Consider the following 24,600-nt stretch of genomic DNA (forward strand, 5'->3'; position numbering starts at 1 on the left):
CAGGATCAGCGCCGCGATCTGATGCTATATCCAACCATAACGACAATTGACCAGATCAAGAATGCAAAGAACGTCACCAAACCAAGAATCGTCAAACGCTTTGGATACTGGGGTGTTTCCGCAAGCGTCGGCTCTACATAGGCTGCCAAGTAGCGGCTTGTACGCTGCGCTTCTGCGCGCGCCGCGTCATAGGTGGTTAAGGATGACACATAGAACTGCTCAGCAACTTCCAGCTCAACAACCAATCCTTCATAGCGCTCTATAAGCGTTGAATAGGCCTCTGCTTGCTCTGTTCCACCTGATCCGAATTTCCGCCGCTCGCTATCAATTCGATTATGGATCACTTCGACCTTGCGCGCCGCTTGCGCGTTTCTTGGATCATTTTCTTTGGTTGTTTGAAGCAGCAAATCTTGCTCAATTATCGCTTCGGCCAATTGCTGTTGCAAAGTATTAATCAAACTCATTTGGCCCTGAAGATCGGCTTGAGGATCCACGATCTGAGTTTCATTGCGAAATGCTGTGATGGTTTGACGCGCTTTTTTCAGACGCGCAACGGCCAAGTCCAATTCATCTTTCGCATACTTCGTCGCATCCGAGCGGGCGATGGTGCTAAGTTTGTTGATCACCCGCGTGCTTTCTTCAAAGATCGCTTCGGCAATGTCCTTCGCGTCTTGCGCCTCGAACGCATGAACGCGGATTTGGATCAACCCATTGCTGCCGTTGTAAAAGACCTTCACCATTCGGTTCCAATAGACGACAAGCTCCTCTAGCGAACTACCTTCGGCTAAAGCAAACAGTGGATCATTGTCAGGTTTGGTGTAGATCGAGCGCAAATCAAGACGCGCGTCCACGAGCGCGACTTGCTCTTGGCTTTGAATAAACTCGTACAAAATATCGGTATCGGTGGAACTGCCGGATGAAATTTGGCTGATCGAACCTAAGATATCGACAGACGAGCCCACTTCCTCTTTGCGAACCGAAAACCCGATCGAAGAAACGTATTGATCCGCAGCGCGCTCGTAGAGGTACATGTAAACCGCCGAAGACGGCAGAACCACCATAAGCAAAAAACTGAAGACAACCATAAAATGGCGCAGCTTGAATGTAGAACCTGCCGCGACAGGTGGCATCTTAACGCTTTCAACGCGCATGTTCGCTCGGTTCTGCCTCCGCTGTTTTTCGCTTACGCGGCGTTGACCATCGCCCCCAGAATTGGGTTGAGCATTCCCGTCCCTGATATTTCCATTGCGATTATTCGAAACGTTGCTGACAACAGGGCCAACATCCACGCCGTCGTCTTCGCCGCCGATACTTTCTTCGTGTTCTAGGGCTTCGCTATCTGCTTCATCCGTTTCGGAAGCGCCAGCTGCATTGCCTTTTCCGTCACGCTTGTTCCGGTTTTTGTTGCCTTTGCGGTTTTTCCGCTTTCCACCACGGCCTGACTTCGCGCCGGCGTCATAGTTTGGATCATCTTCCACGGCAGCTTCATTCACTGCTTCGACATCAAGACCTGCTTCGTGATCGCCTTCAGGAGCGATCTCTACAGCCTCTGGTACTTCTGAATTTTCAGCGTCCAGTATCTTTTGCGATTTCTTCTTTGGCAAAAAACCAAGCCCTTTGCGATGTTAAAAATTCCACATTCCTTGCTCGAAAAAACTGCAAGGAACGGAGTTAAATGGGGTCTAACAGATTGGTCTGTTGGCCGATGCTCACTGCCTCTTTACGGGCTAAATTCAAAGGGATACTATCTCTAAGATAAGCTGGGCGCAACTGAACGTCTGCGCTGAAGCAATTGAAGCATGAAATTGGCAACGAAACGACCTTAGACGCGGCCAACCGTGATCCTGAGCGCAAAAAAGATCGATTTTCAACTTGATAGATCAAAACATCCCCAAAGCCCTGCCCGCGCGACGCTTCAAAGGACCGCGTGCGACCATCGCTCTGGTAATGCGCGAGATGGAAACCAGCTATGGCAAATCGCCGGGCGGGTATCTTTGGGCCATTCTTGAGCCAGTCGGCGCGATCACTCTGTTCACTTTAGTAATCGCTTATGGCCTTAGGCTACGCTCACCTTCCATCGGCAGCAATTTCATGCTTTTTTATGCGTCGGGTCTTTTGCCGTACATGCTCTTCATGCAAACCAACAAACGAATTGCAAGATCACTACGGTATTCAAAGAAACTACTCAAATACCCGCGCGTGACCTTTGTGGATGCGATCGCTGCGCGATTTATCGTGTATCTGATCACCCATCTCGTTGTGTTTTACGTTCTAATGACGGGCCTACATATTGGCTTCGATCTTGATGTACATCTGAACATTCCTGCCATCGCACTTGCGCTTACAATGGCCGCAACACTTGGCTTGGGCGTAGGCTGTTTAAACTGTTTTCTTATGTCGTTTTTCCCGATTTGGGAAAAGGTTTGGTCGATGATGACGCGTCCTTTGATGCTTTTGTCGACAGTGATCTACATTTTTGAAGAAGTCCCTTGGCGGTTTCAGGATATCGTTTGGTATAATCCGCTCATTCACATTGTTGGCGTTATGCGCAAAGGGTTTTATCCGTCTTACGATGCGCAATATGCCTCGCCACTCTATGTATTTGCCTTTGCTTTGATCCCCATGGCTTTGGGTATGACCATGCTTTATCGCTGGAACAGAGTGTTGGTGAATCGAGGGTGATCGACCGAGCGACGATTGCTCTTTGAAAGCACAGTATTCGTCACAGTTTTCTCCAACCCACTAGCAGAAACGAAAATGGGGCCGCATGAGGCCCCATTCAAAATCGCAACGATATCTAAAGATGCTTACAGTTTTGAGCGCGTTGGAATGTGAAGCAAACGACCCAGAACAAAAAGACATGTCAGCAGCATGATGTAGCTCTCAAGCAAGAAACCTTGGCGAGTGATGTAAGCCAAGTCCCACTTTAGCTTGCGCGTTGTGCCAGCTTCGTCGGATGTATAACCATACTTCAGCTGTGCCAAACCAGTGATACCCGGACGGACAAGCTGACGACGCGCATATCCAGGAATGGAATGCTCGTACATGCGGTAGAAAGCAACTTGTTCAGGGCGTGGACCGACCAAGGACATCTCGCCTTTCAGCACGTTGATGATCTGCGGCAGCTCATCAATACGCGTTGATCGCAGAAAACGACCTATACGGCTGATACGATCCTGTTCCTGAGGCGCAAACCGCGCAGGGCGCGCTTCGCCTTGGCATGTCATCGTGCGAAACTTGTAAATCTTAAAGATCTTACCGCGCTGGCCAACTCGGTTTTGCGAAAAGATCAACGATCCAGAGTCGAACAGGCAAACAACTGACAAAATCAGAGCGAAAAATGCGAGGGTCGGCAATAATAGGATAGAAATGATAATGTCAGCAGCACGTTTGGCGAAGAAGAATGTGCGCCCTGCTGGGACTGCGTCGATCGCGAAGACGAAGTCAGTATTAAATTTTTGAATGCTCAAGTTGAGAAGTCTCCCCTTACGAATTTGCACCAATAACTCATTGTAAAAAATTTATGACTATAGGAGACCTTATGAGCATTTTTTGCCCTGAGTCTACAAGACCGAGCGTGAAGATGGGCGAAAAATAGCCACTTTTTAGCTCGTCGGCCTAAAAATGCGGCAAAAATCCTTTCGAAAGTGTAACAACAAGCGCTCGGAAAATTCGGGCCAATCAACCTGAGCGAGCCCACTTCCCTAAAGAAAACCGCCTAAACAATATGATTCGACAGCGATTTGGTGCCATCGTTAATCTCGATATAGCCCTGCTCTCGTAGCTCTCTCAGGACCTTTTTGGCCTCAGCAGGGCGCGCTTTGGAAAAGTGCGCATAGCGTTTCAAGAGTACCGCGATCGTATGCAGGTTTTTAACAAAAGCGAGGTTTGTCGTTCCAGTAATGCAAGAGAAATTCTTAACCACAACGCGCCATTCACCATAGTGTTCACGTAGGTAATGGTCGGCATCATCTGGCCCCAAGACCTTCTGACCCTTGATCTCATACGGAGCCAGCTTAAACGGCGCATTCACCCACTTGTTGACGCCTGAGCCATGCCAGATTTTGCCATCCCTACGCTCATGCAAAAACACGTCCAAGTTCACACCGTTGGAGTGTACAATCTTCAGCATAGCAGGAACGCGGCGCAATTGCGCATGCCCTTCGGCGTCACGATAGATCTCTGTCTGGTAGTCAAATTTGGCAATAGAAAAGTGATCACTGTTTTCAAAAACAGCCTCAAAAGCCACCAAATCAAGATCGTCTAAAAACAACCCGACATCAAGATCGACGTCATGGGGCATAAAGTCCTTATCACGAACAAGCCCAAGGAACGTCCCTCCGACTACAAACCAGCGCCACTGTTCAATAGGAAGGTCGCGCTCGAAATCGCGCAAAACTTCAGCGGCGTTTTGCACAAACCCTGGCGTGTCTCTAACATCCGCATCCAATTCAACAGGCACATCGTCGTTCTCAACAACGTTACCCAAAAGTAAATCCGCGTAGTGCTTGAATTGCTTCAAATGCGCTTCGAAACCATCTTGATCGTCGGTTTCCAGCGCCCAATGAGCATGCGCTGCTTCGAGCAACATCATATGACCCGAGAACAGCTCAATGGATAGAGCGTTGCGACGCGACAAAATCCAATCAGAAAGCACCGACAGCTCGTTTGGCGACATGCCTTCCGTAAAATTAAAGAACGGATCATGCGCCAACTTACGTTTCATCCACCCCGCATAGAGGTAAAATCCAGTGCGTCGTCCACCGAGTTTGAAAAATCCGTTATAGAATTGCCCAAACAATTCACGTGCGAGGCCAAGACGCCCCGTGGAAACAAGCGCGATAAGCCCGCCAACACATGCAGCCGAGGCGCGGACCGGCCAAATGTGCTGACGGTTCAAAAACCTCAACACTCCGAAAGATCGCTTTATCACTTTGATCCGTCCAACTTGCGCTTTTCACTTGCTTCTTCATTCGCTGTTAGAGGTTTTTGGTGGCGATTTGAACTGCAATCCGCATCAACAGCTGTTTCTTGCGCAACCTTGACGCAGCAAGGTGAAACGCATGACTTAAATGCGCGCTTTCGGTCGAATATGCGTGGCTTGCTTGGCTGCGAGAACCTGATTGAGGGTGCAAAAGCGCGACGGAGCAAAACCGCTTGCTATAGAACAACTGCGTTTCCCTTCCTTTGCATTTCAGATAAAGCGCGTATTATTAAAGACACAAATTTCTCCGCGACTCATGACGGGCATACTCCATGAACCACTCTCGTAGCTGGCCTAACGCTGATGCGCCTGCCACGATTCCCGAGTTTCCAGAGATTCAGCGCCACCTGCTCCAAAATTTCCTGACCGCCTGCCATGCCCACAAGGTTAAACCTCAATTAGTCGACTGCTATGAAACACCGAATCTAGGATTTGAGATTGTTTCAAACGAAAACACATTAAGAGCATTGGCGAGCTTGCTGGCTGACGGTTTTCAGATCACCTCTGCAACCACAAAGCAGGCGTTAGGCGAAGCGTCTCTTGAAAGCGTCGCTCTCCCTGCCCGTTTGGTCCTATTTAGCCCTATCCTGATAGACGCGCGGATGATCCACGGGTCGAGCAGCGGGATCGAAATGACGCTAACGGACACCCTTTCCAAGGGCAGAAAGATCAAGTTCCCAAACGACCTCTTTGATGGTCTTGCAGCGAACGCCTATTTGACGGGCCAAACCCTACGGGCCAGCAAAACGCTGCTGTCAGGCCTCAAGAAAAGTAAAATCCCGACAAAATTGGATATCGTATATACTTGGGTCGACGATACCGATCCCGTTTGGTCAGAAAAACGGCGGCAGTACAATCCAGCAAATCCTTCTGCTGACGCTGAAGATAAATCACGCTTTCAAAGCAACGATGAACTTCTCTACTCACTGCGTTCATTGTTTCGGTATTTTTCGGGCATCGGCAAAGTCTACTTGGTCACGGACGGCCAAACCCCTCACTTTATCGAAGAATTCGAAGGGCGCGTCAGCCTCGTCAATCATGCTGATATCATGGGAACAGATGTCGAGCGACCGACGTTTAACTCTCATGTCATTGAAAGCTGTCTTCACCATATCAAGGGATTATCCGAGCAATACCTATATTTGAATGATGACTTCCTCTTTGCACGACCAACCTGCCCTGCCGACTTTTTTGACGCCAAAGGACGCTCCAAAGTATTCTATTCGAATAAAGCCTACATTCCGAAGGGGTCAATTACTGATAAAACGCTTGCTGTTGACGCCGCTGCGATCAACCAACGAAAGCTATTGGCCAAACGGTTTAATCACCAAATAACACGCAAGTTTCAACATACACCCGTCGCGATCCACAAAGATGTCATGTTCACGATGGAAGAATTGTTTGCTAAGGAATTTTCCCGTCTCAGGAAGAACAGATTTCGCTCGCGCACAGATATTTCTCCGTCTGGATCCTTCTATGCTCATTACGCGGTGATGATTGATCGCGCTGTGCCATCAAAGATCAAATATCGCTACTATGACACCGCTGCGCCGCGCCTCGTGCTCAAATTAATGAAGTTAAGCTATGAGAGCGCAGAGCTACGCCCCAAAGTGCATTGCATAAATTCGACAGGTGATCGCGCCATGAGTGGATCTACCGCGCGGGGGATGCAAAGGCAGCTCACCGCGCTCTATCCATCTGCACGAAGCAAGAGCGCGCAAAACACTATGCTGGACAAGCTTCGCTACCGCGCCACTCAAAAAGTGCTAAACTTTCGCAAGCAACTCCGTCGCAAGCTTCGCAAGCGCAACTAACTCAAAACCTACCCTCATGAATCACTTGTGAAAAGCGTGCCTGCAGAGAGCCTGCGTGAGGCGCGTGCCAAAGCCTCTTTTGCAAAACAACAAGGCAACTGCTCTGACAGGGTCAACATTAGTCAGCGAAAATGGGAGACTCGATCAACATGTAACCATTGCGTTCACCAACCCACTGACGTGAAGATTGAATCGTGCGATCTTTGTTCAGCCAATAGTGGTTCTCAATTTTGAGGTCTTTTGCTTCGCAGGTTTCCGAAACATACAGTTTTGAACCGACATATTGGCATTCAAAGCGAATGCTAACTTCCTGGTTTTCACCATCCAGATAGTTCTGAACACGTGTGGCCAAACCAGTGCCCGACCCCGTAATGATCGACAAAGGCCCATCTACATGCGAGCTCATAAGGTCAAAGCCAACACCGCGCGTCCCTGTCAAAACACCGCCCTTCGTATAAACGGCAGTGCGATCAGGTGCCAGCCAAGTGACGTGACCACCATTTTGCGTTGAATAGACAACGACCGCCGCAACCTTTTGCTTGGGCAGTTCCATGATCAACAGCGGCCCTCCAAGCTCGGCACGCACTTCAGGGGTCAAACGAGAACGCAAAATGGCCGTCGTTAACGGAGGCTGTTTGTTGCGGGAAAAGGCATCTTTTAGCGCGCCAAACGCGACGCCCGAAATCCCGGATCGTTCAGAGCCACATCCTGCGACCGCGAGGGAAAGAAGCAAAGCTATTGAAAAACGGATCATCGCCAGAACCTCCCCCAGCTATTTACAAGTTCAGGGTTATGGCTGGATCGGATCGTTTCATACAAGCGTCCATCGACATCCAATCGCGCCCCGCCGTCTCGCGAAAGTGGCTGAAGAACAGTGTTGAACACCTTGCGCTTTGGTGACCCAATGAAATGATCGAGAGGCACAGTAAACGTTAAGCCTTTGTCAAACGATCCTTCGCCAAAATCGCTAAATGGGGTGTCTGTAAGTGTCGCATAAGCGCCAACGCGCCAGCCATTTGCAAAGATGCGTTCCACTTTCAAAGTGCCGCCGTAGTCACCGCCTAGATAGCGGCCAACGCTTGCTTGAGAATGAAAGCCGTTGCCCATGTCCCAGTAGGCCGTGAGATGGCCCGTGGCGACTTCATAGCTTTGGAAGCCGAACAGCTGATTAAAATCACGTTGTTTTACGTAATTCAGCTCAGCGCCTAGCGCAAAGGGACTATTCACACGCTTCCATAACAACTCTGTCGAAATGCCACCGTACATTTTTTCAAGGTACCCGACAGTCACGCGACCATAGAGGTTTTTCCCAGGTCGGAAATTGTAAGCAAGCGTCAAGTTAGTCAGCGCTGGATCGCCTTCGCGATTGTAAATGTTGCCGTCAGAACGGACCCGCTGGATGATCGAATCTGAGACCCGCGTTGCCGTATGTTTGTTGCCACCCGCGCGTTTGCGCACGGCACCCGAAATAACAAGACCCGGCGCAATGTCATAAGCTGCAGTGGCTTCGAGACCAATTTCTGCGCGGATCGGGCTATCAGGATCAAAATAGCTCGCACTTAGGTAAGGGCCGATGCCCCAACGAAATCGTGGGTATAAGCCTTTTGAATAAACCAAATCAGCATCACGCGCAGCGGCATCCGTTATTTTCGCGTGTTGATAAGATAGCTTTGTACCATTTGGATCATGCTCTAGCACTTCCAAATCCGAGCGGCGCAACGTGATCTTCGACAAAGCTATTCCGCGCGAAACAGGCACGATATTAAAAGTTTCAACTGAATCCGGCATCACTTGCGTCATAATACGCGCGGTACGCCCGATTGCTTCCGCGCTCGCAGTGTAGCGACCATTACGCACTCGAATTGTCGCCGTATCTGACTTGATCGACATCGCTTCCAGAACCAGCCCGTCGCGCGTCATTAGCTCTTTTGCGGCTTTGCGAATGTTGGCGGCCGCATTGGGGATGTTAGTCCAGCCCAAATTGGCAACATTCGTTGGCACGCGCACGCGCACAGGCTGAGGCGCGCGTTCCAGTCCACCAACAATGCTTGGATGTTTGGGGTTTAATTTGAAGGTAACGCCTGCCCCGATCTCAGAGCCATAGAGATAATTAAGCTGAAGGTTCACCGCTTTGGATACCTGATAGTCCAGACCAAAGTTATAAGGTGACTTGCGCTTAAAGAGCGCTTTGTTGGTTTCGCGGGTATAGGCGTCGGACGAATACTCTGCCTTCAGGGTTAGCTTTGGGCTCGCCTTCCAAGAAATACCCCCAAAAAAGCCGGCGTTCCCACGGAACCAGCGACCTGCTTCTACGATACCACCTGTTCCCGTAAACCCCGTTGGTCGCGTGTTAAATCGGCTATCGATACCACCCAAGGGGTTGGAAAAACCATTGAACGTGCCAAAGCGCCCCCAGCCTATACCGCCCGTGACTGCGACGCTCGGAACGACATGTTTGGTAGCAACGATGTATTCTCCAGCATAAATGCCAGTACCAATGATGTCTTGAAAACCAATGGCAATTGCAGGGGTATATTTACGTTCGTCCAACAACCGGTAGCGCAGATCAAAAGAGCGATCGAACAATGGTCCACCGCCACGTTTGATGCGTTCAACGGTTGAATACCGGAAGCTACCCGAAAGTCTTGGAGTAATCTGGAACGAGAGCGTGGTTCGCAAACTACCCGCAAAGTACGACACATTGCTCGAAAGTTCCGCATCGGGCGCACTTTCGGCGGTCGGCATATCTATCAGGCCGGGCGTTCCAAATGCTGTCTGCGTCTGAGCAGAGGCAACGACTGGAAGCGCTGAAAGTGCTATTCCAAAAATAAATGTGCGCACGCCCCAAAAATCCTCGTGTATCTATAATCTTAACGTCTATAGCTTGAACTCCGCACCTTGGGTACGGTCCTCACCCGCATCGAGACGTAAATTGGTCAACTGTGGCTTCCCTGTCAGTTTTGCAGGCGCGAAGCGGCAACTTCTTGCCAGTTTGACACAAAAATCCTTGGTCTCCTGCGCGAGGGCGATCAAAACATGGACAATTTTCTTCGCTTTTGCGAAAGTCCACCGATTGAAACGACACCCTCATTTATCGCGCTTTTATTCTTTTCATCTTCTCTCATCTGACGTCAGAGCGTCGTAAAAGGCAGCCTCAGTGAATCTTCTGAAAAAGATACGCAAATACAAAACACCAAAGGCGCTTGCCAAGGCAATCGCGCGAAAACTCTCGGGTCAAAAGGGATCAAGCGGCTCCCTTTCTCCAATTTCCCCAAACGCTTTAGAGCGCACTAGGGCGTTGAAAGATCATGCTTTTCTTGCGTCTCCCGAGATCGCGAAACTCGTTGAAGCCTTGATCCAAGACGCGGCGCGCGATGCGGCAGTGATTGTCTTCCAAGCGGAAAGAGGCAATCTGCTCAAAGTAGGGATGCGACATGAAAACTTTCTCGCTTTCGCCGCTCTCTGCGAGGCTCATTTCAAAACTTTGCTTCACTGGAACAGCAACACCTTCAAACAGGCAAGCACCAAAGACCGAGGCTTTGCACCGCTTCTTAGCGATTGCGACAAAGTCACTGCGCAAGTCCTTTTCGGCCCGCAAATAAGCCTTTCCATCGAAGTTGATATTTATCGACGCGCAGACGGCGGTACAAACAGCGCGAACGAGCGAAATAGCGATCTGCGCTACATTCGCGGTAACTTGCAAAAGAAGCTCGATACGCCTGCATGTCATTTCATCGAAGACTTGCTAGATGGTGTTTCGAGTCAGACAATCAGCTTTCCGATTGACGTCGTTTACACGTGGGTGAACCACGAGGACGCTGAATGGAAAAAACTGTATGCTGCGGCCAAATCTGAGCGCGACCAAAGCCGCGCGGACGATAAACGCAGTCCAAACGAGCCGTATGGCGAGACAGACACATCAGCCATGTCTCGCTTTAAAAACCGGCAAGAACTCAAATATTCACTGCGCTCGGTTGAGCAGTATATGCCTTGGGTGCGGAACATCTACATTTTCTCCAACTGCGCAAAACCTGATTGGTTGGGGGAATCCGACACTGTCGTTTGGGTGCGCCATGAAGAGGTCATTGCACCCGAACACCTGCCCACCTTCAGCTCTCATGCTATTGAGAGTTACCTTCACAAGATCCCCAAAATTGCCGAGCATTTCATTTACTTCAACGATGATTTCTTCGTGAATAACGCGCTTCCCGCCCATCTCTTCTTCACTGCGAATGGCGTCACTCAAGCCAATCTCGAAGAATATGGCACCGTCAATGGACTCTGCACCACTGGTGATCCCGACTACCTAAACGCAGCGCGAAATGGTGTTGGTTTGTTGCACAAGGAATTTGGCATGGTGCCAACACGCCTTCACAAACACTCGCCCTATGCGATGACGAAATCTCTGATGACTGAAATGGAAAACCGTTTCCACGACGACTTTGAACGCACTCGAGCAGGCAAATTTCGCTCTCAAACCGACATATCTACAGCGTCATTTCTGTTTCATCATTACGGCTTTGCTACCAAAGCTACGGCATATCATGGCTTTCGTGCCAAACTCGTAAAAAACACAACGACCGATTTGCAGGCGGATTTTCTGAAAATGGTTGAAGGTAGCAATGTTCGTACTTTTTGCCTGAACGACGGCGATGACAGCCATGACGACACCTACTGGAACGATCAGATTTGCATGTTCTTAGAGCGGCGCTTTCCTCTGCCCACTCGGGCCGAAACGGCACCTCGCTAAGAGCCTTCTTTCTCTTTGAAAAACGCACCTGTGCAAACACGTCCTAGAGCAAATTTTCCACTACTAGTAGCGCGACGCCTCGAGTTATCCACAAGATAAAGAGGTAACATCCATTTTTCCAAGCCTGTTTAGCTTGTCAATTCGACAAGTTTTTGTCATGGGTGAAAGGACCTAAATTCGATAGCTGCCTTTGGAGATTTGGGACTATGAAGAGCATAAGCCGCGCGATCTCTCGCGTTGTCATACTCGGGCTTTTGCTCAGCCTTGCAGCGTGTTCGCTGCCAAGAGGCGCTGCGACCCAATATGAACTCACCAACCCCGAACGCGCAGCCGAAGCGCAAGTCTCGGTTTATCCTGTAACACGCGATCTACTTCCCAAAGTGAAAAAATGGTCTCGCGGTGTTGGTGCAGAAGCAGGTTGGCCCAAGGGCACTTCTGGGCGGCGCACTGTAATCATGGCGAACGATACCGTCGACGTTGTGATTTGGGACAACGAAGTCAACTCTCTGCTTACAAGCCCAGAGCAGAAAAGCACCGAAATGAATCAGTTGCACGTATCCAGCAACGGAGAAGTCTTCCTGCCTTACGTTGGCAAGATTGGCATCGCGGGAATGACCCCTGAAACGGCTCGGGGCAAAATTCAAAGCGCGTTTGAAGCCATTGTTCCAACGGCGCAGGTGCAACTCAAACTAAACTCAGGCAACCGCAATTCGATTGATCTGGTCGCAGGAATGCGCGCGCCGGGAACATACCCGATGGGTTTGGAATCGCTGACGGTCCTAGACGCGCTTAGCCTCGGTGGCGGCGTTGCAACGACGCTTCGCAACCCAAGGGTCCGACTACAGCGTTCTGGCAAAAGCTACGCCATCTCACTGCGTCACCTCTATGAAGCACCGGGGCACAATATCGCTCTTCGCGGCAACGATAAGATCATAATTGAAGAAGATCATCGCAGCTTTGTGGGCCTTGGTGCCTCGGGCGCTGAGAAACTCGTCTATTTCGAAAAAGACTCCATCACCGCAATCGAAGCGGTTTCAATGATTGGTGGCCTCCAAGAAACCCGCGCCGATGCCGAAGGCGTGCTGGTTCTCCGCACCTTCCCTCATTTTGCAACCAAACGTTCTACTTACGAACCTCAATACCCACGGGTTGTCTTTGTGATGAACTTGACCGAAGCCGAAGGTTTGTTCAGCGCGAGTGAGTTCAAAATTCTACCGGGCGACGTCGTTCTTGCGAGTGAATCCCCCTTCGCCAAATGGACGCCAGCAGTGGTTATGCTGAACAAATTGCTGACAATTAGCAAAGCAACAAACTAGCGATTTGATCCGCTCGACGATCCGTGATCCTGTCTAAGTAGGCATCATCACAGGATCAGGAAAATGCATATCTTAGTCGCAGGCGCGGGAATCGTGGGGGTTTCAACGGCAATCTGGCTTCAACGCGCGGGCCACGACGTCACAATCGTAGATCGTGAAGGCCCGGCAAGCGGCACAAGTCACGGAAACGCGGGGGTTCTCGCCGCAGGCGGTGTCGTCCCCGTTACAACGCCAAGTCTGTTTAAGTCAGCGCCGGGCATGTTGCTACGCCAAGACTCTCCATTGTTTATCCGATGGCCATATTTTCCAAAACTGCTGCCTTTCCTTGCAAAATACATGGCCCATGCGACTAACAATCATGTTGATCACTACGCACGGTCGATGAACACGCTGTTGCACGACAGCTACGATCAACACATGGCTCTCGCCAAAGGGACACCAGCAGAACGCTTCGTTGGGGATCAAGACTATTGCTTTGGCTACAAAACACATGCTGATTATCTTGCAGACAGCTACGCATGGGGCAAACGCGACGCGCAAGGTGTCGAGTACGAGGTCTTGACAGGCAGCGAATACGCTCAAGAGGACTCAGCTTTTGGCACCGCCTTTGAAACAATTGTGCGCTGCAAAAACCATGGCCGTATCAGTGACCCTGGCGCTTATGTCAAAGCCTTAGCCGAACATTTTGTTGAACAAGGGGGCACACTAGAGATCGCCACCATCAATGATGTTGATATGGACGGCGGTGCAATCACTGCACTCGACACGAGCGCTGGCCGTCTCGCGGCGGATAAGATCGTTTTCGCCCTTGGCCCGTGGTCGAAACAAATTGCTCACAAATTAGGCGTCAAAGTCCCGTTCGAAAGCGAACGTGGGTATCACATCGAGCTCGTAAACCCGTCCCACATGCCAAAAAATTCGATGATGGTAGCCAGCGGAAAATTTGTGCTTACACCGATGGACGGGCGTCTGCGCGCGGCTGGAGTTATCGAATTTGGTGGGCTGGAGGCTGGCCCAAGCAAAGCGCCGATTGAATTGCTCAAACGCCAAGTTGCGACCCTGTTGCCTGACATTTCCTACGATTCGGTCGTGGAATGGATGGGGCATCGCCCAGCTCCCGCAGACAGCCTACCACTTATCGGTGCCAATGATTCCAGCGCGATCAGCTATAGTGCCTTTGGACATCAACACGTTGGCTTGACAGGTGGACCTAAAACAGGTCGGATCATCGCAGATCTCATTGACGGGAAAAAGCCGAACATAGATTTGGCCCCGTTTGATCCTCGCAAATATGCTAACAGTTGAAACATCAGGGAAAATGGAATGACCAATTTTACAAAAATTGCTTACGTCGCAGCGCTCGGCGCTCTCGCAGCAACCACAGCTATCGCCGATGGGCATGCGCAAAAATGGGATATGCCGATGGCCTATGCGGCCACGAATTTCCATTCCGAACATGGCGTGATCTTCGCTGACAAAGTGCGCGAGCATACAGGCGGCGCGATCGACATCACGGTTCATGCAGGCGGCTCTCTCTTTGGCGGCGGCGACATCAAACGCGCTATTCAAACAGGCCAAGTTCCAATCGGCGAGCGTTTCATGTCAGCACATGCAAACGAAGCGCCCCTTCTCGGTTGGGACAACCTACCGTTCATTGCGACCACATATGAAGACAACGCCAAGCTTTGGGCCGCCGCAAAAGACACGGTCAACGCTCAGCTTGCCGATCTCAACCTCGTTGCGCTCTATACATGCCCTTGGCCGGGCCAAGGCTTCTACTTCAACAAAGAAGTAAAGTCCTCCGCTGATACCCAAGGCATTAAGTTCCGCTCATATAACTCTGCCACAGCAACTTTTGCGGAAGAGCTGGGCATGATCCCCGTCCAGATCGAAGCGGCAGAACTTAGCCAAGCGCTCGCAACAGGTGTTGCATCGGCGTTTATTTCTTCAGGTTCTACTGGATATGACCGCAAAGTGTGGGAGCATCTGTCCCATTACTACAAAGTCAACGCATGGCTGCCGCGCAACTACGTGATGGTAAACACGCAAGTTTGGGAAGGTCTCGACGCCGAAGTTCAAGCAGGCATCCAGAAAGCCGCCGATGAGACAGCAGCAAGCTGCCAAGCCAAGTCCGCTGAATTGGCGAACTTCTACTTTGACGAACTTGCGAAAAACGGCATGAGCGTTGAAGACGCAGGTCCAGAATTCCTCGCCGAGCTTGAGAAGATCGGCGCGAAAATGACCGCTGATTGGCTCGAAACCGCTGGTGCCGATGGTCAAAAGATCCTCGACGCATACAACGCGAACTAACCAAAGCCTCGGCCAGCCCTTCTAGATGAACGGGCTGGCCGTTTTCTTCCAAAAGAATTGAGACACTGCCATGCGTGATTGGTCGCCCGTCATGGGCCTACCCCTTTGGGTTTGGCTCTTTGTGATCCCAAGCATCCTTGCCGCCACCTGCTTTATCGCGGGCCCAAAGATTGAAAAGATCATGCGTCCGATCTGGCGTTTTTTGGACGGCGTTTATTTCGCCAGCGGCGTTATCGCCGCTTGCTTTATGGTTACAATTTTATTGCTCATCGTCGCGCAGATGGTCGCCCGTTGGACCAGCATCGCCCTGCCTGGCACGACTGAATTTGCTGGTTATGCAATGGCTGCAACGTCGTTCTTCGCGCTTTGCCATGCGATGATGCGCGGCGCGCATATTCGCGTTTCGATCATTTTGAACTCGACAGCCTTCCTCAAAAAGTGGCTCGATATCTTCGCCGTTTTTGCCGCCGCAGTGATCGCTACCTATTTTGCCCGCTTCGCGGTGAAAGCAAATTTCTTCTCAGAAATGCTGAATGATCGCACACAGGGGCAAGACAGGATCCCCGAATGGGTGGTCAAACTTTTCCAACTCGATTTTTCTGGTGCTTTGGCGGGCGGTGACAAACTTGTTTACACGCCCGTTTGGATACCTCAGCTCGCGATGTCTATCGGCACGATTCTTCTGGCAATCGCCCTTTGGGATACACTCACCCGCCTGCTTGTTACCGGCAAAAACCCTATCGTTTCGGAGGCCGTCGAATGAGCGAAGCATATGCAACCATCGTTTTCCTCTTTGTCCTATTTACCCTTTTAGGATCGTCCATCTGGATTGGTCTTGCCCTTATGGGCGTGGCCTGGGTGGGCATGGAAATGTTCACAGTGCGCCCCGCAGGGGATGCGATGATCACAACCATCTGGACCAGTTCCAGCTCTTGGACCCTAACAGCGCTGCCCTTGTTCATTTGGATGGGCGAAATTCTCTATCGAACACGGCTCTCGCAGGATATGTTTCGCGGCTTAGCCCCTTGGATGCGCTGGCTCCCGGGAGGTCTTTTACACACCAACATAGCAGGCTGTACGATCTTCGCGGCTGTCTCTGGCTCTTCCGCCGCAACTCTCACGACAGTTGGCAAAATGTCGATCCCAGAACTGCGCAAACGTGGCTATCCCGAATACATGATTGTTGGCACTCTTGCGGGTGCCGCGACACTTGGTTTGATGATCCCGCCCTCGCTGACTCTCATCGTTTACGGTGTTTCGATCAATGAAAGCATCATCAAACTCTTTATGGCCGGCATCATTCCGGGCCTCGTTCTTGCAAGTCTATTCATGGCTTACATCATGGCCTGGCACATATTCCGCCCCAGTGAACGCCCGGCACCAGAACCAGCGATGAGCTTGCCTCAGATGATCGCGGAATCCCGCTTTCTTATTCCCGTTCTGCTGCTCGTTTTCGCTGTCATTGGCTCTATGTATTTTGGCTGGGCAACCGCTACCGAAGCCGCCGCAGTCGGCGTTCTCGGCTCTCTCACGCTCGCAGCATTTCAGCGCTCGCTCACACCTAGCGTTTTCCTTGAAAGCCTCATGGGTGCGACCCGTACCTCTGCAATGATCGCCCTAATTCTCATGGGGGCGGCCTTTCTTTCACTCTCAATGGGTTTCACAGGTTTACCCCGCGCCCTTGCAGCTTGGATAGACGAAATGCAGCTTTCGCCGATCACGCTGATTGCCGCGCTCACAGTGTTTTATATCATCCTCGGCATGTTCCTTGATGGCATTTCTTCCGTCGTTCTCACGATGGCAATCGTTGAGCCGATGATCCGCCAAGCAGGAATCGATGTGATCTGGTTTGGTATTTTCATCGTGGTTGTCGTGGAAATGGCTCAGGTCACGCCGCCAATCGGATTCAACTTATTCGTTTTGCAAGGCATGACGCGACATGAGATTGGCTACATCTCGAAAACCGCAATCCCTATGGTTGGTCTGATGTTACTGATGGTCATCATTCTTGTTGCTTTCCCGGCGCTGGCGACATGGCTACCTGAAAACATTCGGCAATAGCGATGCCCCCTGCCCTTACCGTTCTTCAGCTCGACACCAGTTTTCCTAGGGTGGCGGGCGACGTAGGATGTTCGGATACTTATGCGAGCGACGTTGAAATTATTCGCATTCCCTCAGCAACCGTCGCGCAGGTCGTCACTGACAATCCTGAAGGCATCGCAATCAAGCCCTTTGAAAATGCGCTGCGAAAGGCCAGCGGAGACATCATCGCGACGTCTTGTGGCTTTCTTTCCTATTGGCAGAACCACCTCGCGGCACGCACGCCAAAGCCTTTTATCAGCTCATCCCTCATTGCATTGGATCACATGAGCCAAAGCATTGCACCCGAAGAGCTCTTGATCCTGACCTTCGACGCCGAGCGTCTGAACGCCGCCCATCTTGGCAAACATAAAGCTTATACCAGCAGCATCGTCGGTCTACCGAAAGAGTGCCATTTAAGGACGGTCATTTCGCAGAACAAAACCCATCTCGATACGAAACGCGCCAGCGACGAAATCCTCGCGCATGTGGCAAAGCATCAAACCCCAAAACATCGGCACATCCTATTGGAATGCACAAACCTGCCTCCTTACAAGGCAGCTTTGCACCGCTCAACAAACTTGCCGATCACTGATATTCTCACGCTCATTGAACAGAGCAGACCGAACATCATCAAGCCGAACTTTCTTGAGGGCCATCAAACATGAGTAGAGACACTTTTGGCGCGGCCAAATCTCTTGATACGATTCCGATAATCGACATTTCAGACGCGATGGATGGCAGCGATCTAAGCAAGGTCGCAAAAGATATCCACGTCGCTGCGACCACTTCAGGCTTTTTCTACATTAGGAACCACGGTATCGATCCAGCGCTCATGCAGCAAGCGTTTCAGATCAGCAAAGATTTCTTCGCCGCATCAAGCACAATCAAAGAAACGGTCGCGGTAAACACCGATCAGCGCGGCTGGATGAAACCGGGTATGTCACGGCTTGCGGGTTCTAAGACCCACGATCTCAAAGAAGTATTCTTTTGGGGTGCTGAAACGTCACCCAAAGACCCTGACCTAGGCAAGCCGCTTGTTGCTGTAAACCAATGGCCAGACGAGGCTTTCCCGCGTTTACACAAAGAACTGATTCCATACTATGACGCAATCTGTGACATCGGGCGTAAACTCATGTCAGCCCTCGCGCTTAGCCTTGATATGCCGAAGGATTTTTTCGCGTCTGCCTATGAAAAACCGCTCGCGCGTGGTCAGCTTGTCTACTATCCGCCCTCTACCGCTCAAGATGAGGCTGAAGAGCGTTTCGGCGTTGCTCCGCACACAGATTTTGGTGTTTTGACCCTATTGTTGCAGGATCAAAGTGGCGGTTTGCAGGTCCGCACTAAGTCAGGTGAGTGGGCTGAAGCGCCCCCTATCGAAGGCACTCTCGTGTGCAACATCGGCGATCTGCTCGCGCGGTGGAGCAACGACCGCTTTGCATCAACCTTGCACCGCGTCATCAATCGCACACCAAATGCGCGTTATTCGATTCCCGTTTTCTTCGACCCGCACACCGACACTGTGGTCGATCCTCGTCATTTGGGAACCCCTGACAACGAAGCAAAATACCCACCCGTCACAGCAGGTGAGCATATCGCTTCGCGTAACTCAAAAAGCTTCGCTCAGTTTAAGCGGTAGCCTTAGCGACGCTTAGTGCTTCATCGACAGCAATCTCGGCCATTGCCATTATCGCCTCGCGCGACTCTGCGACTGCAATGAAACGCGCGTTGTGACAGAACTTTGCGCCTGTTACGCCGCTCGCTTCTTCTAATGCCGCGTCAGACAATCCAGCCCATGACGCAGGCAAATCCGCGCGTTGATCAAACGTATCACGAGACAATTTTATGCCGCCAATCGTCCAATCTGCTCCGCGCGGTGTCACAACGAATAAAATATGATCCGCCCCGGATTTATCCAGAACCGAACCATAAGGCATGCCCATCGGCAGCTCCAAAATCGCAGATTGACCCGCTTTTTCGATTGCTTCGATCACAATGCTCTCGGCGCGGGCTTTTGCAGCCATACCCCGAATTTTCGCCTCAACAAAGCTGCGTGCGATAGGCAACGCCGCGAAAAATGCATCATCGTCAGCGCTCGGGGACGGATCATCAAAGACAGGCTTCAAACTCGCCAAAAGCGCGGGCAAAGTCATGATCGACAACGGGCCCGCCACCGAAGGTTCAATTGCGCCGTTGTCCAATAGATCAATCGGAAGCACAAACTTGCTGTCAAACTTCTCATGGATCGCTTCGATCGCATCGGCAGGAACGCCCTGCTTGCCTAAATACGCACGCCCATACTGCGCCCAGATCAAGCCAAATGAGCTGAAAGGTTGATCGTCCTCACGCAAGGGACCGGGTCGTTGGTGATGGTCAAAAATCTGCGCATCTGCATCAAACGCGCCACCCACGTCGTAGATAATTTTGTTCACCGCAGGTGTAATCCACTGGCGATCACGCGTGCGGCGCAGCTCAGCCTGAGGAAATAGGCAGGTCAGAATGACAGAAGACAGCAATTCATCCGCGTGAAATCCGCCTGAATGCGTAACAAGGTGATCAATGGTCATGAATGTCGTCCGATAGTGAATTCAAATACAATGGGCGGCACTCATGGCCGCCCAGTATTCGCGTTTCAATAGCTTAGTTCAGTGCGGATGCAACACTAACCGCACTTGGAGTGGCCGCAGCTGCCGCAGGTCATGCAACCCTCAACCATGCGAAGATCATATTGACCACAGCTTGGGCAGGCCTTGCCCCGGTTTGCGGGCATGCTCACGACTTGCGCTTGTGGGTCCGTCTTTAGCCCCATGCCTTCGCCTTCAAGAAAGCCGATCTGGATCATGTGTTGCTCTAGCACGCCGCCAATTGCCGCGAGGATAGACGGGATATACTTCCCTCCCACCCAAGCACCACCGCGCGGATCGAAGACCGCTTTAAGCTCTTCCACGACAAACGTCACATCGCCGCCACGACGAAATACAGCCGACATCATGCGCGTCAGCGCAACGGTCCAGGCAAAATGCTCCATGTTCTTGGAGTTGATGAACACCTCGAACGGGCGACGGCGACCACCAACAATCGTGTCATTCACCGTCAGGTAAATCGCATGCTCACTGTCAGGCCATTTAAGCTTGTAGGTCGCCCCTTCCAATGACTGAGGGCGATCCAGTGGCTCGGTCATATAGACCACATCAGAATGCGGGCGCTGAGGCTCTGCGTCAGTGTTTGCAATAACGTCAGGTGCTTCTTTTGTCTCGGAAACAGACAAAACCGACCCCGTCACATCGTTAGGACGGTAGGTTGTGCAGCCCTTACAGCCGGAGTCCCACGCCTCCATGTAGACCTCTTTGAAGTCGTCGAAGGCGATATCCTCAGGGCAGTTGATCGTTTTGGAGATCGAGCTATCAATCCATTTCTGCGCCGCTGCTTGCATGCGCACGTGATCCAGCGGAGCAAGCGTTTGCGCGTTTACGAAATAGTCGGGCAACTCCTTGTCGCCGAACTTGTCGCGCCACATTTGCACAGCGTAATCAACGACTTCCTCTTCCGTGCGCGTGCCGTCCTTTTGCAAGACCTTGCGCGTGTAAGCATATGCAAACACAGGCTCAATGCCCGAAGACACGTTGCCCGCATAGAGGCTAATCGTGCCTGTCGGTGCAATCGAGGTCAGCAATGCGTTGCGAATACCATGCTCGCGGATAGCCTCGCGCACGTCCTCGTCCATGTCCTGCATTGCGCCGCTCGCCAAATAGGCCTCAGCGTCAAACAATGGGAACGGACCCTTTTCCTTCGCCAAATCGACCGACGCCAGATATGCGGCGCGAGCGATCGCGTGCAACCATTCGTCCGTTTGACGCGCCGCTTCCTCGGAGCCATAGCGCTGACCAACCATCAAAAGCGCATCTGCAAGGCCTGTCACACCCAAACCAATCCGACGTTTCGCCGCCGCTTCACGCGCTTGCGCATCCAGCGGGAACTTGGACGCATCAACCACGTTATCCATCATTCGCACGGCAGTTGCGACCAATTCATTCAACGCCGCAACATCCAAGGCCGCATCCGCTTCAAACGGGTTCGGCACGAGGCGCGCAAGGTTGATCGAGCCAAGCAAACACGCGCCATACGGGGGCAAAGGTTGCTCACCGCAGGGGTTCGTCGCCGCAATCGTTTCGCAATAGCCAAGGTTGTTGGCCTTGTTGATGCGGTCGATGAAAATCACACCCGGCTCGGCATAATCATAGGTGCCTTGCATGATCTTGTCCCAAAGCTCACGCGCATTCACCGTGCGATAGATAACCCCATCGAACATCAAGTCCCATGTGCCGTTCGCCTTCACCGCCTCCATGAATGGATCGGTGATCAATACGGACACGTTGAACATGCGCAGGCGCGCGGCGTCCGATTTCGCGGTGATGAAATCCTCAATATCAGGGTGATCACAGCGCATTGTCGCCATCATCGCGCCGCGACGCGAGCCCGCTGACATGATCGTGCGGCACATCGCGTCCCACACATCCATGAACGAGAGCGGACCAGACGCATCCGCTGCCACGCCCTTCACATCCGCGCCCTTCGGGCGAATGGTGGAGAAATCATAACCGATGCCGCCGCCCTGCTGCATCGTCAGCGCTGCTTCTTTCAGCATGTCGAAAATGCCGCCCATGCTATCAGGGATCGTGCCCATCACAAAGCAGTTGAACAACGTTACATTACGCGCCGTGCCTGCGCCCGCCGTGATGCGGCCCGCTGGAAGGTATTTGAAATCCTCCAATGCGGCATAGAATTGCTCTTCCCAATGCTCTGGATCATCTTCGACTTTCGCCAGATCTTTGGCGATGCGGCCCCAAGAATCTTCGACCGTTGCATCAATGGGTGTTCCGTCCGCATCCTTAAAGCGGTACTTCATATCCCAAATTTGCTCGGCGATGGGGGCGGCAAAACGATTCATGTGGCGATTCCCTTGGTGTGCAGCTTATTTGGTTAGCCTAGTATAGCCGCTATCCGCATCCAGCAACGTGCTTTTGCAATACTAGACCTTGATGTTGCGCATAACTCACATACCATATGTGGTATCAAAATGGGAATCTTTCTGTGAGCAAGCATATAAACCTTATTAAACTGAGCGTTGGCACAGAATCGGTCGAAGGCCTTGAGGACTGGCAACAGATGCGCGCCGCCGCTACGGACGGTTTGAACCGTCATGTCACTCGTATGTGGCCCAAACGCGAGGCTGAAATCCTGCAAGGTGGCTCAATTTATTGGGTCATCAAGGGCGTGATACAAGCGCGTCAAAGCATCCTACGTTTTGATGAAGTCATCGGCGAAGATGGCATTCGCCGCTGCGCCATTGTCATGCAGCCGGGTCTCATTCGCACGCAACACGCGCTCAAGCGCCCCTTCCAAGGTTGGCGCTACCTCAAACCCGAAGATGCCCCCGCTGACCTGCCGGAAGGCAAACAGCACGAAGACCCGATGCCCGCAGAACTCAGCGCGGCATTAGCGGAAATTGGCGTTAGGTAGCGGATATGCATATAGGTCTAATTGGAGGAATTGGTGTCGCTGCCAGTCTGGTTTATTATCAACGCCTTGCCGCAGCAGCGGACGCTAAAGGCGTACCCCTGCGCCTGACTATTTCGCATGGCGATATTCGAACCCTGATCGCCAACAACCTCGCTGACAATCGCGCACCTCAAGCGGAAATATTTGCCGCTCAAATCTCTGAGCTTAAAGGCGCTGGTGCAGACGTCGCCGCGCTGACCTCTTTGGGCGCCCATTACTGTTTTGAAGAACTTCAAGCGATTTCGCCCCTGCCGCTGGTTTCCGCAGTGACCCCGCTCGATGCCTATTTCGCTGCGCAAAACCTCAGCCGCATCGGACTATTGGGAACGCGTGTGGTCATGCAAACGCGACTTTATGGCCAGCTTGTTCAAACCCAGTCTGTTGCGCTCGACGATGACATCGAAAAACTCGGACAGACTTACCAAGATGTCGCAGTGAACGGATTTTGCACCGCGGCCCAGCGCCAACTCTTTTTGGATGCTGGGCAACGTATGGTTGATGAACAAGGCGCAGAAGCGATCGTATTGGCCGGCACCGATCTGAACCTCGCGTTTGACGGTCAAGCGACGGGCTACAAGGTTATCGACGCACTTGATATTCACGTTGATTTACTTGCAAAGCTGGCCGCCGACGAAATCAGCTTGGCTGAGGTCGCAACTAGCTAACATCCTTCAAAACAAAGGGTTCGCTTCCAAAATCTTTGCCGTTGATCCTAAGCGAGAGCACCTGTACACCTTCATAGTACTTTCGCGTCGTGATGGGTTTAATCACATGACGACGGCTTAGTGTTTTCTCTTCGCCTGCCCCCAATTCCACCTTAGTCCACTTGAATACCTTGGGCGCGCGCGTCCCGTTGGCTTTCAAAAAGTGGATCACGTAATCAATAACGAGCGTTTGTTTCGCTTGCGCATTCGACGCAAGCATCAACTCGAACTCAATCGCGCCACCATAGCTAATCTCAATGGCGGATAGAGAAATGCGCGGCTCTTCAATTTCTGGCGGGTGCAGGCCAAACGCCGCAAGCGCACCTTCATGCCCCTGTTTGATCAAGGTTCGGCACGCATGGCGCACCAATTTCTCGCGCTCCTTAGATGCACCCTGCAACCACTTCGCAGCGAGCTTCGCTAAAAAATCTGGATGATCCTTGGCAATGTCATTCAAATGATTTGCAACCGAGCGGCGCACATACTCGGACGGATCATCGCGCAAGCGTTCTAGAGTTGGCATCATCGGCTTCGGATCTTCAATCAACCCTTTCAACTGCGCACCCCAGGGCAAGCGCGGCCGCGTGCCTTCGCTGACCAATCGGCGCACATGATGGTTGGGATCATCCGCCCAAGCGCAGATCACATCCAGCGCGCGATCCTGATCCGCGATGATAAACGGGCGCACATCAAATTCAGATGTGAACCGCTTGGTCATTTCTTTCAGCGCTGCAAGCGAGTCGTCAAAATCATCGACACCGTATTTGCCAACCAGATGGGTCAACGGCCAAACACCCCAGCCGCTCAACCCCTCGGCAGAGCTTTCAACGCCGGTGCTTTCCACATCGGGATGCAGCATGGCCAACAGGATCGCGTTGCGCTGAGCCGCCTCGCTAGGCAGCACCTGATGCAGCGCATCCGCAATCATCGCGACGCGCTCTTTCAACTCAAGCGCATCGAGCTGTGCGATAACTTGGCTCTCAAACTGCGCGCGCTCGAATCCTTGCAAATGCCGCTCTAACAAGGCCGCAGTTATCTTCACCACTTTTGGAGAAATGGCGTTTTTGAACGGTTCCATAGATCG

Annotated in this window: 20 protein-coding genes; 12 read left to right on the top strand and 8 right to left on the bottom strand. The window is 51.8% G+C overall.

The window, feature by feature from the left end; all coding sequences use genetic code 11:
* Positions 1–5 precede the first annotated feature (5 nt).
* Entirely contained in the window at positions 6–1,604 is a 1,599-nt protein-coding gene (locus ACRBCU_RS11825; protein ID WP_431365592.1) for a sugar transporter, read from the bottom strand.
* Positions 1,605–1,872: 268 nt separating this feature from the next.
* Between ACRBCU_RS11825 and ACRBCU_RS11830 the strand changes: the two genes are divergently transcribed.
* Positions 1,873–2,682: an ABC transporter permease gene (locus tag ACRBCU_RS11830; protein WP_431365593.1), complete on the top strand. Its 810-nt coding sequence runs from the start codon at positions 1,873–1,875 to the stop codon at positions 2,680–2,682.
* 125 nt (positions 2,683–2,807) lie between these two features.
* On the opposite strand, the gene ACRBCU_RS11835 is transcribed toward ACRBCU_RS11830, so the two are convergent.
* Complete coding sequence (locus ACRBCU_RS11835; RefSeq protein WP_431365594.1) at positions 2,808–3,470, bottom strand: sugar transferase; 663 nt, start codon at positions 3,468–3,470, stop codon at positions 2,808–2,810.
* A gap of 248 nt (positions 3,471–3,718) precedes the next feature.
* Complete coding sequence (locus tag ACRBCU_RS11840; protein ID WP_431365595.1) at positions 3,719–4,933, bottom strand: LicD family protein; 1,215 nt, start codon at positions 4,931–4,933, stop codon at positions 3,719–3,721.
* A gap of 323 nt (positions 4,934–5,256) precedes the next feature.
* On the opposite strand from ACRBCU_RS11840, the gene ACRBCU_RS11845 reads away from it, so the two are divergent.
* Complete coding sequence (locus tag ACRBCU_RS11845) at positions 5,257–6,798, top strand: stealth conserved region 3 domain-containing protein (protein ID WP_431365596.1); 1,542 nt, start codon at positions 5,257–5,259, stop codon at positions 6,796–6,798.
* Between the two features lie 118 nt (positions 6,799–6,916).
* On the opposite strand, the gene ACRBCU_RS11850 is transcribed toward ACRBCU_RS11845, so the two are convergent.
* A complete protein-coding gene (locus ACRBCU_RS11850) occupies positions 6,917–7,552 on the bottom strand; it encodes a YjbF family lipoprotein (protein ID WP_431365597.1) in 636 nt (211 codons plus the stop codon).
* Positions 7,549–9,639 carry a YjbH domain-containing protein gene (locus ACRBCU_RS11855; RefSeq protein ID WP_431365598.1) on the bottom strand — a complete coding sequence of 697 codons (2,091 nt, stop codon included), beginning with the start codon at positions 9,637–9,639 and terminating at the stop codon, positions 7,549–7,551. The genes ACRBCU_RS11850 and ACRBCU_RS11855 overlap by 4 nt, the downstream gene beginning before the upstream one ends.
* Positions 9,640–9,955: 316 nt before the next feature.
* Here ACRBCU_RS11855 and ACRBCU_RS11860 point away from each other — a divergent pair, with 316 nt between their 5' ends.
* From ACRBCU_RS11860 to ACRBCU_RS11895, 8 genes are all read left to right on the top strand, one after another.
* Entirely contained in the window at positions 9,956–11,548 is a 1,593-nt protein-coding gene (locus ACRBCU_RS11860; RefSeq protein ID WP_431365599.1) for a stealth conserved region 3 domain-containing protein, read from the top strand.
* 206 nt (positions 11,549–11,754) lie between these two features.
* Entirely contained in the window at positions 11,755–12,864 is a 1,110-nt protein-coding gene (locus ACRBCU_RS11865) for a polysaccharide biosynthesis/export family protein (protein WP_431365600.1), read from the top strand.
* 63 nt (positions 12,865–12,927) lie between these two features.
* Positions 12,928–14,169, top strand: coding sequence for an NAD(P)/FAD-dependent oxidoreductase (locus ACRBCU_RS11870; protein WP_431365601.1), 1,242 nt, complete (start codon positions 12,928–12,930; stop codon positions 14,167–14,169).
* 18 nt (positions 14,170–14,187) lie between these two features.
* Positions 14,188–15,174, top strand: a complete 987-nt coding sequence (locus ACRBCU_RS11875) for a TRAP transporter substrate-binding protein (RefSeq protein WP_431365602.1) — start codon at positions 14,188–14,190, stop codon at positions 15,172–15,174.
* Between the two features lie 70 nt (positions 15,175–15,244).
* A complete protein-coding gene (locus tag ACRBCU_RS11880) occupies positions 15,245–15,937 on the top strand; it encodes a TRAP transporter small permease (protein WP_431365603.1) in 693 nt (230 codons plus the stop codon).
* Positions 15,934–17,235, top strand: a complete 1,302-nt coding sequence (locus tag ACRBCU_RS11885; RefSeq protein WP_431365604.1) for a TRAP transporter large permease — start codon at positions 15,934–15,936, stop codon at positions 17,233–17,235. The genes ACRBCU_RS11880 and ACRBCU_RS11885 overlap by 4 nt, the downstream gene beginning before the upstream one ends.
* 2 nt (positions 17,236–17,237) lie before the next feature.
* Positions 17,238–17,921 carry a hypothetical protein gene (locus ACRBCU_RS11890; RefSeq protein ID WP_431365605.1) on the top strand — a complete coding sequence of 228 codons (684 nt, stop codon included), beginning with the start codon at positions 17,238–17,240 and terminating at the stop codon, positions 17,919–17,921.
* Positions 17,918–18,892, top strand: coding sequence for an isopenicillin N synthase family dioxygenase (locus ACRBCU_RS11895; protein WP_431365606.1), 975 nt, complete (start codon positions 17,918–17,920; stop codon positions 18,890–18,892). The genes ACRBCU_RS11890 and ACRBCU_RS11895 overlap by 4 nt, the downstream gene beginning before the upstream one ends.
* Here ACRBCU_RS11895 and ACRBCU_RS11900 read toward each other — a convergent pair.
* Both ACRBCU_RS11900 and ACRBCU_RS11905 read right to left on the bottom strand, forming a co-directional pair.
* The gene (locus tag ACRBCU_RS11900) at positions 18,882–19,820 is read right to left on the bottom strand and encodes an MYG1 family protein (RefSeq protein ID WP_431365607.1); all 939 of its coding nucleotides are present in this window, start codon (positions 19,818–19,820) and stop codon (positions 18,882–18,884) included. The two genes, ACRBCU_RS11895 and ACRBCU_RS11900, sit on opposite strands and share 11 nt — an antisense overlap.
* Positions 19,821–19,915: 95 nt before the next feature.
* Positions 19,916–22,201: an adenosylcobalamin-dependent ribonucleoside-diphosphate reductase gene (locus tag ACRBCU_RS11905; RefSeq protein WP_431365608.1), complete on the bottom strand. Its 2,286-nt coding sequence runs from the start codon at positions 22,199–22,201 to the stop codon at positions 19,916–19,918.
* Positions 22,202–22,344: 143 nt separating this feature from the next.
* On the opposite strand from ACRBCU_RS11905, the gene ACRBCU_RS11910 reads away from it, so the two are divergent.
* Together ACRBCU_RS11910 and ACRBCU_RS11915 are read left to right on the top strand one after the other, a co-directional pair.
* Positions 22,345–22,773: a DUF1489 family protein gene (locus ACRBCU_RS11910; protein WP_431365609.1), complete on the top strand. Its 429-nt coding sequence runs from the start codon at positions 22,345–22,347 to the stop codon at positions 22,771–22,773.
* A gap of 5 nt (positions 22,774–22,778) precedes the next feature.
* On the top strand, positions 22,779–23,477 hold the full coding sequence (locus ACRBCU_RS11915) for an aspartate/glutamate racemase family protein (RefSeq protein WP_431365610.1): 699 nt from the start codon (positions 22,779–22,781) through the stop codon (positions 23,475–23,477).
* On the opposite strand, the gene ACRBCU_RS11920 is transcribed toward ACRBCU_RS11915, so the two are convergent.
* A complete protein-coding gene (locus ACRBCU_RS11920; protein WP_431365611.1) occupies positions 23,470–24,594 on the bottom strand; it encodes a DNA alkylation repair protein in 1,125 nt (374 codons plus the stop codon). The two genes, ACRBCU_RS11915 and ACRBCU_RS11920, sit on opposite strands and share 8 nt — an antisense overlap.
* Positions 24,595–24,600 lie beyond the last annotated feature (6 nt).

The sequence above is a fragment of the Planktotalea sp. genome, from assembly GCF_050633725.1.
GTDB lineage: Bacteria > Pseudomonadota > Alphaproteobacteria > Rhodobacterales > Rhodobacteraceae > Planktotalea.

Coding starts and splice junctions, on each gene's coding strand:
- ACRBCU_RS11865 (WP_431365600.1), top strand. CDS start 11,755: ATGAAGAGCATAAGCCGCGCGATCTCTCGCGTTGTCATACTCGGGCTT.
- ACRBCU_RS11905 (WP_431365608.1), bottom strand. CDS start 22,201: ATGAATCGTTTTGCCGCCCCCATCGCCGAGCAAATTTGGGATATGAAG.
- ACRBCU_RS11890 (WP_431365605.1), top strand. CDS start 17,238: ATGCCCCCTGCCCTTACCGTTCTTCAGCTCGACACCAGTTTTCCTAGG.
- ACRBCU_RS11870 (WP_431365601.1), top strand. CDS start 12,928: ATGCATATCTTAGTCGCAGGCGCGGGAATCGTGGGGGTTTCAACGGCA.
- ACRBCU_RS11895 (WP_431365606.1), top strand. CDS start 17,918: ATGAGTAGAGACACTTTTGGCGCGGCCAAATCTCTTGATACGATTCCG.
- ACRBCU_RS11880 (WP_431365603.1), top strand. CDS start 15,245: ATGCGTGATTGGTCGCCCGTCATGGGCCTACCCCTTTGGGTTTGGCTC.
- ACRBCU_RS11850 (WP_431365597.1), bottom strand. CDS start 7,552: ATGATCCGTTTTTCAATAGCTTTGCTTCTTTCCCTCGCGGTCGCAGGA.
- ACRBCU_RS11920 (WP_431365611.1), bottom strand. CDS start 24,594: ATGGAACCGTTCAAAAACGCCATTTCTCCAAAAGTGGTGAAGATAACT.
- ACRBCU_RS11845 (WP_431365596.1), top strand. CDS start 5,257: ATGAACCACTCTCGTAGCTGGCCTAACGCTGATGCGCCTGCCACGATT.
- ACRBCU_RS11915 (WP_431365610.1), top strand. CDS start 22,779: ATGCATATAGGTCTAATTGGAGGAATTGGTGTCGCTGCCAGTCTGGTT.
- ACRBCU_RS11875 (WP_431365602.1), top strand. CDS start 14,188: ATGACCAATTTTACAAAAATTGCTTACGTCGCAGCGCTCGGCGCTCTC.
- ACRBCU_RS11900 (WP_431365607.1), bottom strand. CDS start 19,820: ATGACCATTGATCACCTTGTTACGCATTCAGGCGGATTTCACGCGGAT.
- ACRBCU_RS11885 (WP_431365604.1), top strand. CDS start 15,934: ATGAGCGAAGCATATGCAACCATCGTTTTCCTCTTTGTCCTATTTACC.